Here is a 14,814-nt window from a genome sequence, read left to right on the forward strand (position 1 = left end):
GGGTCGACGGGATGCCCGGCGTCTGCAATTCTGCGAGCACCGCTCGTTCCTGCAAGGTGTGCAGCTTTCATCTATGAAAACCCCGCTGTGGTTCCCGCAAAGTTTCTTCTCCCGCACCCTCTGGCTGGTGCTTATTGTCGTTCTGTTTTCCAAGGCACTCACGCTGGTTTATCTGCTGATGAACGAAGACGTGCTGGTGGATCGGCAGTACAGCCATGGCGTCGCCCTGACGTTGCGTGGTTATTGGGCGGTAGACCCTGAAAACCGCGAAAAAGTAGCCAAGGCATCGACTCTGACTCGGGTTGACGGCGCCGGTGTGCCTGAAGGCGAGCAACATTGGCCCTACAGCGAGATTTACCAGCGCCAGATGCAGGCCGAATTGGGCGCCGACACCGAGGTGCGGCTGCGTATGCATGTTTCGCCTGCGCTGTGGGTGCGCGCGCCCAGCCTGGGGGATGCTTGGATCAAGGTTCCGCTTTATCCGCACCCGCTGCGCGGGCAAAAAATCTGGAACGTGCTGGGTTGGTTCCTGGCTATTGGTTTGCTCTCAACGGCGTCCGCGTGGATTTTTGTCCGTCAGCTCAACCAACCCCTCAAGCGCCTGGTGTTTGCCGCTCGCCAACTGGGCCAGGGGCGCAGTGTGCGCCTGCCGGTCAGCGACACGCCCAGTGAGATGACCGAGGTGTACGGCGCGTTCAACCAGATGGCGGAAGACGTCGAACAGGCCGGACGCGAGCGCGAGTTGATGCTGGCGGGGGTGTCCCATGACTTGCGCACGCCGCTGACGCGATTGCGGTTGTCCCTGGAGCTGATGGGTGACCATACCGACCTCACCGATGACATGGTGCGCGACATCGAGGACATGGACGCCATCCTGGACCAGTTCCTGGCGTTCATCCGTGATGGGCGGGATGAGGTGGTCGAGGAAGTCGACCTCACCGACCTCGTGCGTGAGGTGGTTGCGCCCTATAACCAGAACGGTGAGCAGGTGCGCACGCGCCTGGAGCCGATCCAGCCATTCGCCTTACGCCGGGTGTCGATGAAGCGCCTGCTGAACAACCTGATTGGCAACGCCTTGCACCATGCCGGCTCCGATGTGGAAGTGGCGGCATACGTGTCTGGTGACAGCGCTGCGCCTTATGTGGTGCTGAGCGTGATGGACCGTGGCACAGGCATCGATCCGGCGGAACTGGAAGGTATCTTCAACCCCTTCACCCGTGGCGACCGAGCCCGAGGAGGCAAGGGCACAGGGTTGGGGTTGGCGATTGTGCGGCGGATTGCGTCGATGCATGGCGGCAATGTTGAGTTGCGCAACCGCGAAGGCGGCGGGTTGGAAGCGCGGGTGCGGCTGCCGTTGGGGTTGATGTTGCCTAGGGACGCTGTCTAACAAGCAATCTGAATGCAAATGTGGGAGCTGGCTTGCCGGCGAAGAGGGCGGCACATTCAACATCGTTGTTGACTGAGCTACCGCTATCGCAGCATAGGTATCTACACAATTTTGTACGTTGTAGCAGCCGACGGTAACTACGATGCGAAGCGAGTCGCTCTTGATCTTGATCTGCTTTTGATCTTAGGCGCCCCGTTAAACCACGCTGGCCGGAATTCGACAGGGATTTGGGGGGTAAACCGGCAGGGATGCCGGTTTAGCCGCCCCGCGCCATGGATGGCGCGTGGCGGCGGCCCCCCAAATCACTGGCGGATTACGGGCACACCGAGCCTAAGCGAGGTGCCGAGTGGTGGGGCAAGAGCGTTTTGCTTACTTTTGTCTGGGCCGGCATTCCGGCTTTTCAAAAGTGAGCCGCCGTCAGGGCGGAACCCTAAGTGGCCGTTACCGCAGGAATGGATATACACACAATCCAACTGTGTCGCCTGTCAGGCCGCCTTCGCGAGCAAGCCCGCTCCCACATTGGGACCGAGGGGCGCCAGGTAGATAGCCGCCGGCTGGCAGGCCGCTATCGCAGGCAAGCCAGCTCCCACAGTGGTTTGTGGCGGGTGGTAGATGTGGGTATTCAGCCCTTGCCCTTGGTCCGAGTCATATTCGGTCCGCCATTCTTCTCCAGATGCTGAATGATGATCCCCGCCACATCCTTACCGGTGGTGGTTTCGATCCCTTCCAGGCCTGGCGATGAGTTTACTTCCATCACCAACGGGCCATGGTTGGAACGCAGGATGTCCACGCCCGCCACGCTCAGCCCCATCACCTTGGCCGCCCGTAGCGCGGTCATGCGTTCTTCCGGGGTGATCTTGATCAGGCTGGCGCTGCCGCCACGGTGAAGATTGGAGCGGAACTCTCCGGGCTTGGCCTGGCGCTTCATGGCCGCAATCACCTTGTCGCCCACCACGAAGCAGCGAATGTCCGCGCCGCCCGCTTCCTTGATGTATTCCTGCACCATGATGTTCTGCTTGAGGCCCATGAACGCCTCAATCACCGACTCCGCTGCCGTTGCTGTTTCACACAGCACCACGCCGATGCCCTGGGTGCCTTCGAGCACCTTGATCACCAGCGGTGCGCCGTTGACCATCTCGATCAGGTCGGGAATATCATCCGGGGAGTGGGCAAAACCGGTGACCGGTAGGCCAATACCCCGGCGCGACAGCAGTTGCAGGGAACGCAGCTTGTCCCGCGAGCGCGCAATGGCCACGGATTCATTCAGCGGAAACACGCCCATCATTTCAAACTGGCGCAATACCGCGCAGCCATAGAACGTCACCGAAGCGCCGATACGCGGGATCACCGCATCAAAGCCTTCCAAGGGCTTGCCCCGGTAGTGGATCTGCGGCTTGTGGCTGGCAATGTTCATGTAGGCACGCAACGTGTCGATCACCACCATTTCATGGCCACGTTCAGTGCCGGCCTCGACCAGGCGGCGGGTGGAATACAGACGCGGGTTTCGCGACAGCACAGCGATCTTCATGCAGCACCTGGGGCAGAAATAGTGGAGACCGGGAACACCGGCTTGTCTTGAACGTACTTGAGGCCCGGATTGACCACCAACTGGCCGTCAATCAGCGCCTTGGAGCCCAGCAGCAGGCGGTAACGCATGGCTTTGCGACAGGCGAGGGTGAACTCTACCCGCCATACCCGATCACCCAAGGCCAGGGTGGTGCTGATCACGTAGCGCACCTGTGCATGGCCGTTGGAGCTCTTGATGGTTTTCATCGTCACCAGGGGCGCTTCACAGCGCCGGTGACGCAACTGCACCACGCTGCCCAGGTGCGCGGTAAAACGCACCCACTTTTCACCGCCGCGCTCAAAGGGTTCGATATCGGTAGCGTGCAGGCTTGAGGTGCTGGCGCCGGTGTCGATCTTCGCGCGCAGGCCCGCCACTCCCAAGTCGGGAAGTGCCACCCACTCACGCAGACCTACAACGGTCAAATGGTCAAATGTCTTCAATAGGGTTAACCGGTCAATTTGCCCAGGCTTGAGGAGATACCTCAGCCAACGCTTTGAATGCAGGCTTGGCGAACCAGAAACCCTGCATCAGAAATATTCCGCAGTCGGACAGGAAGTCGCGCTCGCCGGCACTTTCGATGCCCTCGGCGATGACAGTAACCCCCAACTGCTCACAGATTGTGACAATCCCCCGGACGATCACCTGACGGACACGATCCTGGTCGACATCGCGAATCAGCGCCATGTCGAGCTTGATCAAGTCAGGTTGGAAATCGGCCAGCAGGTTCAGCCCCGAATAGCCCGCACCGAAGTCGTCGATGGCGGTCTTGAAGCCGAATTCGCGGTATTCACGCAGAATATTCGTCAAATGGCGATAGTTATCTACGTGCTCGCTTTCCAGGGTCTCGAAAATCAGCCGGTCCAGCGGAAAATTGTGCGCCCGGGCGGCCTCCAGTGTGCTGCGGATACACAGCTCCGGGCGATATACGGCATTGGGCATGAAGTTGATCGAAAGGTGAGTCTGCATGCCCAGGGCAGCGGCACCGGCGATGGCCTTGGTCCGGCAGCGCTGGTCGAAGCGGTAGCGATTGGTTTCGTTGACCTGAGCCAGCACCGACAGCGCGCCCTCTCCCTGGGTACCGCGCACCAAGGCTTCGTGGGCGAATATCGAATGGTCACGCAGGTCTACGATAGGCTGGTAGGCGAACGCAAAATCGAACCCCAGCGGCTCGCTTTGCTGGCAACCTACGCACCGCTGGTTGGGCGAGGTGAGTGAAAGGGGAAAGTCGGTCACAGCGTATCCTCGCGAAAACAGGGTGCTACCTGGCGTATCTTAGGTGAGCCTTGGGGTTTATGCGTCGAAGGGTTTCAACGTTAAGGTTGCGACATTTTTCAGAGCGAGGAATTCAAGTGGCTCAAAAGCAGGAAGAGCAAGAGAAGGTCCGGTTGGACAAGTGGTTATGGGCAGCCCGGTTCTATAAGACCCGCGCCCTGGCCAAGGCCGCTATCGAAAGCGGGAAAGTGCATCATCGCGGCGAGCGCTGCAAGCCGGGCAAAGAGCCACGTATCGGCGACGAGTTTCAGATTCGTACAGGGTTTGATGAAAAAACCATCGTGGTGCAGGCGCTTTCCATCGTACGCCGCGGCGCGCCTGAAGCGCAGGCGCTGTATGTGGAAACCGAAGCCAGCATTGCCAAGCGTGAGAACGCTGCGGCCATGCGCAAGGCGGGCGCTTCAGGCTTGACCACCGATGGCAAGCCGAGCAAGAAGCAGCGCCGCGACCTGTTCAAGTTTCGCGGCAGCGGCAATGACGATTGATTGCGCGAGTCGCCCATGCAAACCCGACAAAATGTGGGAGTTACGCAGTTGTGCGCATGACACTCAACCGCCCAATAACCGGCAACTTGCTCAGTAGCCCGAAAAGCGGCGCCGTCATGCGCAACAAGGCGCCCGACACCTTCGCCGCAAACGGCGTGTAATACCCCCACCCCAACGCCAGCAGCGCCAGCAGTACGCCACCGATGTAATCGTCCTGGCCCCAGTGCGCGCCGGCTACCAGCCGCGGCATCATGAACAGCAACGCCAGGCCCCAGATCACCAGCACCTGGCCGATGCGCCGGGCGAACACGCTCATGAACATCGCCCAAATCAACAGCACCGAAGCATGGTCGCCGGGGAAGCTCTGGCTCGAGCGGTCCTTCAGCTCCCAGGTTTTCTCCAGCCCTGGGAAAAAGTCGCTCATTTGAATCGCGCCGCTGATGACCATCGACGGGCTACTGTGCTGCCAGCCCATGTGCGCCGCGAGCTTGGAGAACAGCATGCGGATAAACAGCAACAGCAGCAGAATGCCGAGAAAGCCAAAAAACGCCTGGCGCACCTGCACGGCCTTGAACACCCAGTCGCCGCGAATCAGCAGCGCCAGCAAAATCACGCCGACCACTGCATCAAACGGCCGCAGGCTGGCCACGGCCCATACCTGCAACCAGGTGGAGTTAGTGGCCAGTGGGCCATTGAGCAGATGAAACAGCCACTCGTCGAAAATTACACAGAGCATCTGGCCCGTGGGCCACAGCCAAAAACACAGCAGCCCGATAGCGAGTAGATTGCAAAGAGCCCATCGCCGGAGGTTCCAGTTGGCTTGGAACAAACCCGGATTGTTCATAAACTGTCCCTCATCGCTCTATTGCGCTCCTTGAATTCAGGAGAGCCCGCACCAAGATGGTGCTAAAGCGTTTAATTTTATAAACCTTGTAATCATTTTGTCATCACTTCAGATACCCAGACCTATGACTGATCTACCGGATACCGACTTCACCCAACGCTTCATCTTCGACGAGAGCGATGCCCGCGGCGAGATGGTTTCGTTGGAGCTCAGCTATGCCGAAGTCCTTGCCAAACACGCCTATCCGGAGCCGGTCGCGCAATTGCTCGGCGAGTTGATGGCCGCCGCGGCGCTGTTGGTGGGCACCATGAAGTTCGACGGTTTGCTGATTCTGCAGGCACGCTCCGAAGGGCCGGTGCCCATGTTGATGATCGAGTGCTCCAGCGAGCGCGAGATCCGTGGCCTGGCTCGTTATGACGCTGAGCAGATTGCTGCAGACGCTACCCTGGCCGACCTGATGCCCAACGGCGTCCTGGCACTGACTGTCGACCCGACCGAAGGCCAGCGCTACCAGGGTATTGTCGACCTCGACGGCGAGACCCTGTCGGAATGCTTCACCAACTACTTCGTCATGTCCCAGCAAGTGGGCACCAAGTTCTGGCTTAACGCCGACGGCAAGCGCGCCCGTGGTTTGCTGGTGCAACAACTGCCGGCCGATCGCATCAAGGATGAGGATGACCGTGCCGAAAGCTGGCGGCATATCATCGCTCTGGCCGACACCTTGAAGGCCGAAGAACTGCTGGGCCTGGACAACGAAACCATCCTGCATCGCCTGTACCACGAAGAGGCCGTGCGCCTGTTTGACGAACAGGGCCTGCGCTTCAATTGCAGTTGCTCGCGCGAGCGTTCCGGCAACGCGCTGGTCAGCCTGGGCCTGGAAGATGCGCAAAACCTGGTGGTGGAACATGGCGGCCATATCGAGATCGACTGCCAGTTCTGCAACCAGCGCTACCTGTTCGATGCGGCTGATGTAGCGCAATTGTTCGCCGGCGCAGGCAGCGACACCCCTTCCGACACCCGCCACTAAAACGTTTAAGCACAGGTAAATCACCTGACAAACGCCGGATTAGAGGTGTTCTGACGGGAGGGCCCTACTCTTTTTGGGCTTTTCTGGCATAATCCGGCCCACTTTTTTCGCGGTAGTAGTGCGCAACTTTCTACTACAAAACGTTTGGAGCACTCGGCCATAGGCCGACGGGGAACCTCATGACGCAAGCCAATAACGCCGTATACACCGATCTGAGTGTTGACGATCTGGTCAAAGAAGCCCTGCAGCGCGGTGAAGGCGTGCTTGCCGATACTGGCGCGCTGGTCGTAGAAACCGGTCACCGCACCGGTCGTTCGCCGGTTGACCGTTTCATCGTTGAAGAGCCGTCCACCCAGGACGCCATTGCCTGGGGCCCGATCAACCGCAAGTTCCCGGCCGACAAGTTCGATGCCCTGTGGGCTCGCGTCGAGGCCTTCAACAACGCGCAAGAGCATTTCGTTTCCCATGTTCACGTAGGGGCTGCAGAAGACCACTACCTGGCCGTGAAAATGACCACCCAGACTGCTTGGCAGAACCTGTTCGGTCGTTGCCTGTTCATCAACCCGGCCCAGTACAACCCGGCCGGTCGTGAAGAGTGGCAAGTGCTCAACGTGGCCAACTTCGAGTGCGTGCCAGAGCGTGACGGCACCAACTCCGACGGTTGCGTGATCCTCAACTTCGCCCAGAAAAAAGTACTGATTGCCGGCATGCGTTACGCCGGTGAAATGAAAAAAGCCATGTTCTCGGTGCAGAACTTCCTGCTGCCGGCTGCCGACGTGCTGCCGATGCACTGCGCCGCCAACATCGGCGAAGCAGGCGACGTGACCCTGTTCTTCGGCCTGTCCGGCACTGGCAAGACCACCCTGTCGGCCGACGAAAGCCGTTACCTGATCGGTGACGACGAGCACGGCTGGGGCGAAGGCGTGGTGTTCAACATCGAGGGCGGTTGCTATGCCAAGTGCATCGACCTGTCCGAGAAGAACGAGCCGGTTATCTGGAAAGCCATCAAGCATGGCGCAGTGCTGGAAAACGTCGTGATCGACGAGGCCAAGCACGCCGACTACGCCGACGTCAGCCTGACCCAGAACAGCCGTGCCGCCTACCCGCTGGAGCACGTTGCCAAGCGTTCCGAGAAGAACCTGGGCGGCGAGCCAAACGCGGTGATCTTCCTGACCTGCGACCTGACCGGCGTACTGCCGCCTGTGTCGATCCTCAGCGAAGAACAAGCGGCCTACCACTTCCTGTCCGGCTACACCGCTTTGGTGGGCTCGACCGAAATGGGTTCGGGCAGCGGCATCAAGTCGACGTTCTCCACCTGCTTCGGCGCGCCGTTCTTCCCACGTCCGGCTGGCGAATACGCAGAGCTTCTGATCAAGCGCATCCGTGGTTTCGGCTCCAAGGTCTACCTGGTCAACACCGGCTGGACCGGCGGCGGCTACGGCGTTGGTAAACGCTTCAACATCCCGACCACTCGCGGCGTGATTGCAGCGATCCAGAGCGGTGCGTTGATCGGTGCGCAAACCGAACACCTGGACACCATCAACCTCGACGTGCCATTGGCCGTACCGGGCGTTGAAACCGGCCTGTTGAACCCACGCAACACCTGGGCTGACAAGGCTGCCTACGACGAAGCCGCGAAAGCGCTGGCTGGCCTGTTCATCGAAAACTTCAAGAAGTTTGAAGTCAGCGATGCGATCAAGGCGGCGGGTCCTAAGTTGTAAGATTCGCCGGTTGTAAAAAAGCCGCCTCTTAAGTAGGCGGCTTTTTTATGGGCGAACGATTAGTCGGCGATGTGCAGTACCACTGCACCGACCAGCACCAGTACAACACCTGCCACCTGCACCGCTGACAATCGCTCCTTGAAAAACACAAACCCCAGGATTGCCGCAATCCCTCCAGAAAGCGTACTGATCACCGTCACCACCGACACCGAGCCGGCCATCGCGCCCCACGAAAATGCCGAGAACCCGCCGAGGTTCATCAAGCTCGCCCCGGTCAACGTCGCGCAGTTTTTCAGTGGCGGGATCTTCAGGCCATCCTTGATCTTCAGCACCATCACCACCAGCACGCACAGGCCCACCAGGTAACCCAGCCACAACATGCTGATCGGCCCCAACGCGGGCAGTGTGTAGCGGCCTTGCAGCCAGAAACTGGTGCCGTACAAGGTTGCGGCGAACATGGCGTAGGCAATCGACAGGCGCGGGTTGTTGTGGGGCGTACCGTTGTCCTTGTGGATGCTGGACAGCACAACGCCGATCACGCACAAAGCGATGCAACCCAGTTGTACCAGGCTGATGTGCTCATCGCTGGCCCAGGAGAGCAGGGTGGTCACCACTCCATACGACGTCACCAGCGGCGCGACGATGGCTGCTTTGCCCAAGGCAAAGGCTTTGGACAGCGCAAGGGCGCCGGACACTGTTAGCAGAGCGGCTGCGATGCCCAGAAGCCAGACGCTGAAAGGCGCATCAAGGGATTTGAAAAGGAAGGCCGGGAAAATGACCAGCAGGAGCGTCATGATCAAAAAGCCGAGGGCTTGGCCGAAATACACCGCGCGTTTAACGCCTACGGCGCGGGCGTTGAGGCCCACCAGAAAGTCCGTGCCGCCCCAGAGCAGGCGGCCAGCAGGCCCATTGTTACGTCCATGAACAGTCCTTGTTGTGTATACGGCTCGCCAGATTAGCGCAGATCCAATGTGGGAGGGGCTTGCCCTAATACTGTAGGAGCGAGCTTGCTCGCGAAAAACGTCAACGATAACGCGTGCTTGCTGAATGAACGTGGCGCCTGTGAGTTTTTCGCGAGCAAGCTCGCTCCTACAAAGAATCCTTCATTGGAATCAGCTCAGATTTTCCAGCGTCTGTGTGTCCCAGCTATGGGTCTTGATCGCCCGGTAGAGCATACCAATGGTCAACGGGATCTTGTCACCACGGCCCTTGGCGCGACGCTTCAGGAACACGTCGAACACCGGCGGCTGGAAGTAACGATAGGCATCGTAGTCACCCAGGTCGACCCCGAAATCCTGTTCCAGCGCCTCCATGAACTGCTTGGCGTCAGCGCCATCGCATCCGAGGTCGAAGTTCAGTGAGGTATGCAGGCCAATGGTCTTGTGTTTTGGCAAGCCGACTTCTTCATGCAGCCATTGCATAAGTTGCTGCATGACAGGGTCTTCGGGGAAGTTGGGAGAAAGGTTCATGGTGGAGGCAATCATCAAAGGGTGAGTGTTTTTTACCCTGCGATAGATATTCGAGGTGCTCAGCAACCCGATGCCTGTCACAAAGGCGACTATCGGCAGACTTTCAAGCTGTGCCCCTATGATCCAGGACGTGGCATACAACAGAAGTGTTGGACCGGTTATCAATAGGCAGAGCCCGAGCCATTTTCTGAGTAGGGGCAACCTTATTGTTCTATCAATGACAGCGGCCAGTATTAAGAAGAGCAGCAAATTGATCCACTGAATGTATTCATTCATAGCACCAGCCACCCTGGCAATCCCGGTTTACCAGTACCAAGGCGAATCACTGCGAAGGTGATGCCATAGTGGCTGATATGTTGAGTCCTTTCGATGGTCACAAAATTATGCCGAGCGCGTTAGGAGAGGGGGCTAGTGTCGTCCAGGCAAAGGGCTTTTCTGTAGAGGGGCGAGACACTGTTTGAGGCAGTTTGGGAAACGGACGACGCGCCGTTTTTTGGTTTCTTACAATGCCTTCCTGCATTTTTGACTGGATGCCGATTCTGCAGGCTGAACCGAGCAAATGTGGAAGCCGGGCAAGCCCTAAGGCTTTTTGTAGGAGCGAGCTTGCTCGCGAAAAACGTCAACGGTAACGCGTGCTTCCTGGATAAACGCGGTGCTTGGTAGTTTTTCGCGAGCAAGCTCGCTCCTACGGGTATTAGGGCTTGCCCGCGATGGCGGTATAGCCTGATACGCAGCGATCGCAGGCAAGCCAGCTCCCACAGGTTTAGCTGTGTAGCGGATTGCTGTGTGGTGGCTGGTCGGTCGCTGGTTGCAGTTGTACGTGTTGAGTAGCTTCCAGCAAATCACAGCCGTACTGAACGAGCAGGTACAGCGCATTGATGATGTGGGATATGTCTTTGAGGTCGGCGTGTTCGAAGGTCAGGCAGGAGAAGGTTTCCAGTAAGTCGCTGGCGGCGCGGATGCGCTGGTGGGCGGCAGATTGGATGTCTTCGGCTTTGGCTTCGGTGTCTATGACAAGAGGGTGGGTGTCGGTGAAGTTAGTGCGTAGAAGGCGATAGCGATTTTCAGACGGATTTATAGCGTTCATTGATTCGATCTCTGTGTAGTTAGAAGACCGCCATCATCGTGACCAAGCGATGGGTGGCGGACTGTGTCCAGGTTGGTCAACCGGCAGGGATCACCCGGCACGCCCGAAGGCGTCCCAAACACAGCCGCCATGAAGCGTGTGGACACGGAAGTGCCTACGACATCTGGAGGTGCGTATGCGATCTCTGTAATCGAGTGACCAAACCCGATCGCTGATTTTGCAGCGAGGGCAGAACTATAGGTGGCGGTAGGGCGAGGGTGCAAGTTCGTATTTGTTTCGTATCAAATTGGTGTCTTCCGATATTTGGCGAGGACAGCCTCTCGGGTATGCAATTCCTTTTCCGCGTCTTCGGGGGATGTATCGAAGCCTGCCAACCGCAAGCTTGCTAGGTAGTTGGAGCGGCGGATTTTCTTGTAATGAGTCTGTTTTTTTTTGAACGTCATCTCTTCCACGGTGCGTTCTTCCAAGTGAATGTCTGATCTGTTGGTACTACCCAATGTTCGATGAAACCACATCGCAAATCGTATAAAAAACCCAAAAAAAACTGAATTCAGCGTATGTTTCACCGCAAAATCTTGTAGGGCGATTCCGCCCACTACTTAAAGGGAGTTAAGCATGGGTTTGCTGCGTGTCGCCTCGGCGATGTCTTTGTGTGCGGTGGCGTTTTCTGTCCAGGCCGAGCAGTTGCCGATTGAGGTGCTGAGCGCGGTGGTCAAGGACCAGAAAATCGCCGATGCCGAAGTTTTGCTGCAACGTAACGGCGCACAGAACGTGGTGGGCCGTACCAACGCGCAAGGCCAGGTCACGCTGACCAGTGAGGCGGCTGACGATGCCAGCAACCTGCTGATCATCAAGAAGCCTGGCTATTCCAACCTAGTGGTGAAGTGCCCGTGCAAAGGCATGACCTATGCCATCAGCCCGGTGATGGAAAACCTCGACGGCCTGCGTGTGGTGTTGACCTGGGGCAAGGCTCCGCGTGACCTCGACTCCCATATGATCTTCCCCGGCAATAACATCTTCTTCAACAATAAAAAGGGCACCGACGCCGAACTGGACGTGGATGACACCGACAGCTATGGCCCGGAAACCATCACCCTGCAGAAAAAGCACTACGGCGAAAGCTACGTCTATGCCGTGCACGACTATTCCAACAGCGGCTCTCCCACCTCCCGCGAGTTGTCCAACAGTGAGGCCAAGGTGTTCGTGTACATGGGGCAATCCCTGGTACGCACCTACTATGTGCCGCAGAACCGCACCGGCAACCTGTGGACCGTGTTCCGCATGACCGGCAGTGGCGACTTCCAGGACATCAACACCTTCACCGGCGTGAGAGTCGGCGCCGAAGATGTGCTCAACGAGGTCAAGCCGTTGCTCGATGACAGCGTGGCCGTCACCGCAGTGACGGTGAGCTCGTCGGTACAGGCCGATGCGAAGAAGCTGAACCTCAAGGGCGAAGCGGCCTACCAGGCCGGTAACCTGGACCAGGCCATCGACTTCTTCCGTCAAGCCATCGAGATGGATAACAGCTTCGGCAAGGCTTACGGCAACTTGGGCCTGGCGTATCAGAAAGCCGGCAATACCGCGGAGTCGATCTGGGCCAACCGCAAGGCTATCGCCCTGGCGACCGGTACCAATGCCGCGACCGTGCGTGCCGGTGCTTACTACAACATTGCACGCATTTACGAAGCGGCCGGCCAGTTCCCGGATGCGTTGCGTCATTACCAGTTGGCCAAAGAGCAAAAGGCCAACCCGGTGTATGACACGGCGATTGAGCGGGTGCAGAACCGCTGATTCAGCTGTAGCTCGGTTGTGAAATGTGGGGGAGGGCTCGCCAGCCCCCACATTTTTAATCTGCTGCTTCCTGTTACGTTCTCAGAAAACTCCCACTTCGGCCCTGGGCCATCCCTCCCCCTGTGTATCATCCTGTCTCTTTTTTCCTTGCGACCTTTCTCGATTCGCCGAACTTACTGGGCTACGTTTTTAAGCCACGTTCAGCGGTCAATGGAGTGACAGCCTTATGCACGACACCCTCCAGCAGGTCTTTGGTTACCCACACTTTCGCTTGGGCCAGGAAGAGACGGTCAGCGCCGTTCTGGCTGGGCGTTCTGCCGCCGCCATTTTCCCTACGGGGTCGGGCAAATCCTTGTGCTACCAGCTGTCGGCCGTGTTGCTGCCGCACCTGACGCTGGTGGTGTCGCCGTTGCTGGCGTTGATGCAGGACCAGTTGGGTTTCCTGCAACGCCATGGCATTTCGGCGGGCAGTATCGATTCGGCCCAGAGCCGTGATGAGGCCAATGATGTCATGGCCCGTGCGCGATCGGGCGAGCTCAAGATCCTGATGATTTCCGTGGAGCGTTTGAAGAACGAGCGTTTCCGTAATTTCCTGAACAGCGTGCAGATCTCGTTGCTGGTGGTGGACGAGGCGCACTGTATTTCCGAGTGGGGCCACAACTTCCGTCCGGATTATTTGAAGCTGCCGGACTACCAGCGCCAGTTCAACATCCCCCAGGCGCTGTTGCTGACGGCCACTGCCACACCCAAGGTGATCGCCGACATGCAGGCCAAGTTCGCCATTGCTGCCGAGGATGTGGTGACCACGGGCTTCTATCGCTCCAACCTCAACCTGCTGGTGGAACCGGTCAGCGGCCACGACAAACGCCGCAGGCTGGTGGAGTGGATGAAAGCGCGGGCCAACCAGCCGAGTATTGTCTACGTCACCTTGCAGAAAACCGCCGAGCAGATTGCCGAGCATCTGAACCGCCACGGTATTCAGGCCGAGGCTTATCACGCGGGGCTGCCCCACGAAAAGCGCGAAGGCATCCAGCAGCGTTTTATGGGTGGGCGCTCCAATTGTATTGTCGCAACCATCGCGTTTGGCATGGGCATCGACAAGAGTGATATCCGCAATGTCGTGCACTTCGACCTGCCCAAGTCCATCGAGAACTACAGCCAGGAGATCGGCCGCGCAGGGCGTGACGGGCAGCCGTCGGATTGCCTGGTGTTGGCCAACCGCGACAGCCTCAATGTGCTGGAAAACTTCGTGTACGGTGACACGCCGGAGCAGGAAGGCATTCGTCGTGTATTGGAGGAGTTGCAGGCGGCGCGCAGCGAAGGGCAGTGGGAGTTCCTGCTCAGGTCGCTGTCGGACCACAGCAATATTCGCGAGCTGCCGCTCAAGACGCTCTTGGTGCAGTTGGAGCTCAAGGGCGTGATCGCGCCGCGCTATGCGTTTTATGCGGAATACCGTTTCAAATACCTGATCGAACCCGAAGCCTTGCTGGCGCGTTTTTCCGGCGAGCGGCAGCAGTTTGTCGCGGCGATCATCCAGGTGTGCAAGCGCGCTAAAACCTGGGCGACGGTCGATTTCGATGCGCTTTATCAACAGCACAATGCCGAGCGTAGCCGGGTGGTGAAGGCACTGGATTATTTTCAGGAGCAGGGCCTGATCGAGCTCGAAAGCAAGCAGATGACTGAGGTCTACAGTTTGCTCGATACCCATTTCGACCCGCACGCGTTAAGCGCCGAGTTATACACAGGCTTCAAGCAGCATGAAATGACGGAGGTCGCGCGGATTCACGCCATGCTCGACCTGTTCGCCACCGACCACTGCCTGGGCCAACGCCTCGCTCGCTACTTTGGTGATGAAAATGCCCCCCAGCGTTGCGGGCATTGTTCGGTATGTCACGGCCAGGTCGCCCATCTGCCGGCGCCGCCGAGCCTGCCGCCGCTTGTGGATAAAAACTTCATGGGGCTGTGCGGTGATTTTATCCACAGGCATCATGAGTACACCGGGGACTTGCCGAATGCGGAGCGTTTGACGCGTTTCCTTGGCGGTATCAGCGTGCCGTTGTTTACCAAGTTGAAGGCGCGAGGCATTCCGGGTTTTGCTGCGCTGGAAGATTACCCCTACGCCGAGGTGCGCGACTGGGCCCATGCTCAATTGGATCAACTTTGA

General features: G+C 58.4%; 13 protein-coding genes and 1 pseudogene. 6 read left to right on the forward strand and 8 right to left on the reverse strand.

Annotated elements, in window-relative coordinates:
* Positions 1-73 precede the first annotated feature (73 nt).
* The gene (locus HU731_RS17400; RefSeq protein WP_003187671.1) at positions 74-1,387 is read left to right on the forward strand and encodes an ATP-binding protein; all 1,314 of its coding nucleotides are present in this window, start codon (positions 74-76) and stop codon (positions 1,385-1,387) included.
* Between the two features lie 622 nt (positions 1,388-2,009).
* On the opposite strand, the gene rimK is transcribed toward HU731_RS17400, so the two are convergent.
* Genes rimK through rimA form a run of 3 tightly spaced genes read right to left on the reverse strand, consistent with a single transcriptional unit; the run spans position 2,010 to position 4,187 of the window.
* Entirely contained in the window at positions 2,010-2,915 is a 906-nt protein-coding gene (gene rimK / locus HU731_RS17405) for a 30S ribosomal protein S6--L-glutamate ligase (RefSeq protein ID WP_003187674.1), read from the reverse strand.
* A complete protein-coding gene (gene rimB, locus HU731_RS17410; protein WP_496198645.1) occupies positions 2,912-3,394 on the reverse strand; it encodes a retropepsin-like aspartic endopeptidase RimB in 483 nt (160 codons plus the stop codon). The genes rimK and rimB overlap by 4 nt, the downstream gene beginning before the upstream one ends.
* Positions 3,395-3,407: 13 nt before the next feature.
* Complete coding sequence (gene rimA, locus HU731_RS17415; protein ID WP_186606394.1) at positions 3,408-4,187, reverse strand: S6 modification regulatory phosphodiesterase RimA; 780 nt, start codon at positions 4,185-4,187, stop codon at positions 3,408-3,410.
* A 116-nt stretch (positions 4,188-4,303) separates the two neighbouring features.
* Between rimA and HU731_RS17420 the strand changes: the two genes are divergently transcribed.
* On the forward strand, positions 4,304-4,711 hold the full coding sequence (locus HU731_RS17420) for an Hsp15 family ribosome-associated heat shock protein (RefSeq protein ID WP_186606395.1): 408 nt from the start codon (positions 4,304-4,306) through the stop codon (positions 4,709-4,711).
* 40 nt (positions 4,712-4,751) lie between these two features.
* Here HU731_RS17420 and HU731_RS17425 read toward each other — a convergent pair whose 3' ends face one another.
* Entirely contained in the window at positions 4,752-5,555 is an 804-nt protein-coding gene (locus HU731_RS17425; protein ID WP_186606396.1) for a phosphatase PAP2 family protein, read from the reverse strand.
* A 124-nt stretch (positions 5,556-5,679) separates the two neighbouring features.
* Between HU731_RS17425 and hslO the strand changes: the two genes are divergently transcribed.
* Entirely contained in the window at positions 5,680-6,582 is a 903-nt protein-coding gene (gene hslO, locus HU731_RS17430) for an Hsp33 family molecular chaperone HslO (RefSeq protein ID WP_186606397.1), read from the forward strand.
* 179 nt (positions 6,583-6,761) lie between these two features.
* Positions 6,762-8,303, forward strand: a complete 1,542-nt coding sequence (locus HU731_RS17435) for a phosphoenolpyruvate carboxykinase (protein ID WP_005783824.1) — start codon at positions 6,762-6,764, stop codon at positions 8,301-8,303.
* A 59-nt stretch (positions 8,304-8,362) separates the two neighbouring features.
* Here HU731_RS17435 and HU731_RS17440 read toward each other — a convergent pair.
* The 4 genes and pseudogenes from HU731_RS17440 to HU731_RS17455 form a co-directional block, all read right to left on the reverse strand.
* Positions 8,363-9,213 (reverse strand): annotated as a pseudogene (locus tag HU731_RS17440) (EamA family transporter).
* 202 nt (positions 9,214-9,415) lie between these two features.
* Positions 9,416-9,772, reverse strand: coding sequence for a DUF1493 family protein (locus HU731_RS28840; protein ID WP_186606398.1), 357 nt, complete (start codon positions 9,770-9,772; stop codon positions 9,416-9,418).
* 763 nt (positions 9,773-10,535) lie between these two features.
* Positions 10,536-10,859 carry a hypothetical protein gene (locus HU731_RS17450; protein WP_186606399.1) on the reverse strand — a complete coding sequence of 108 codons (324 nt, stop codon included), beginning with the start codon at positions 10,857-10,859 and terminating at the stop codon, positions 10,536-10,538.
* A gap of 281 nt (positions 10,860-11,140) precedes the next feature.
* Positions 11,141-11,311, reverse strand: a complete 171-nt coding sequence (locus HU731_RS17455) for a YhfG family protein (RefSeq protein WP_186606533.1) — start codon at positions 11,309-11,311, stop codon at positions 11,141-11,143.
* A gap of 163 nt (positions 11,312-11,474) precedes the next feature.
* Here HU731_RS17455 and HU731_RS17460 point away from each other — a divergent pair, with 163 nt between their 5' ends.
* Complete coding sequence (locus HU731_RS17460) at positions 11,475-12,650, forward strand: tetratricopeptide repeat protein (RefSeq protein ID WP_186606400.1); 1,176 nt, start codon at positions 11,475-11,477, stop codon at positions 12,648-12,650.
* 226 nt (positions 12,651-12,876) lie between these two features.
* Positions 12,877-14,814 carry a RecQ family ATP-dependent DNA helicase gene (locus tag HU731_RS17465; RefSeq protein WP_186606401.1) on the forward strand — a complete coding sequence of 646 codons (1,938 nt, stop codon included), beginning with the start codon at positions 12,877-12,879 and terminating at the stop codon, positions 14,812-14,814.

It is taken from the genome of Pseudomonas salmasensis (assembly GCF_014268375.2).
Taxonomy (GTDB): Bacteria; Pseudomonadota; Gammaproteobacteria; order Pseudomonadales; family Pseudomonadaceae; genus Aquipseudomonas; species Aquipseudomonas salmasensis.

What these genes read in the sequence shown, in the direction of transcription:
- HU731_RS17425 (WP_186606396.1), bottom strand. Translation starts at nt 5,555, where the DNA reads ATGAACAATCCGGGTTTGTTCCAAGCCAACTGGAACCTCCGGCGATGG.
- hslO (WP_186606397.1), top strand. Translation starts at nt 5,680, where the DNA reads ATGACTGATCTACCGGATACCGACTTCACCCAACGCTTCATCTTCGAC.
- HU731_RS17450 (WP_186606399.1), bottom strand. Translation starts at nt 10,859, where the DNA reads ATGAACGCTATAAATCCGTCTGAAAATCGCTATCGCCTTCTACGCACT.
- HU731_RS17400 (WP_003187671.1), top strand. Translation starts at nt 74, where the DNA reads ATGAAAACCCCGCTGTGGTTCCCGCAAAGTTTCTTCTCCCGCACCCTC.
- rimK (WP_003187674.1), bottom strand. Translation starts at nt 2,915, where the DNA reads ATGAAGATCGCTGTGCTGTCGCGAAACCCGCGTCTGTATTCCACCCGC.
- HU731_RS17460 (WP_186606400.1), top strand. Translation starts at nt 11,475, where the DNA reads ATGGGTTTGCTGCGTGTCGCCTCGGCGATGTCTTTGTGTGCGGTGGCG.
- HU731_RS28840 (WP_186606398.1), bottom strand. Translation starts at nt 9,772, where the DNA reads ATGAACCTTTCTCCCAACTTCCCCGAAGACCCTGTCATGCAGCAACTT.
- HU731_RS17435 (WP_005783824.1), top strand. Translation starts at nt 6,762, where the DNA reads ATGACGCAAGCCAATAACGCCGTATACACCGATCTGAGTGTTGACGAT.
- HU731_RS17465 (WP_186606401.1), top strand. Translation starts at nt 12,877, where the DNA reads ATGCACGACACCCTCCAGCAGGTCTTTGGTTACCCACACTTTCGCTTG.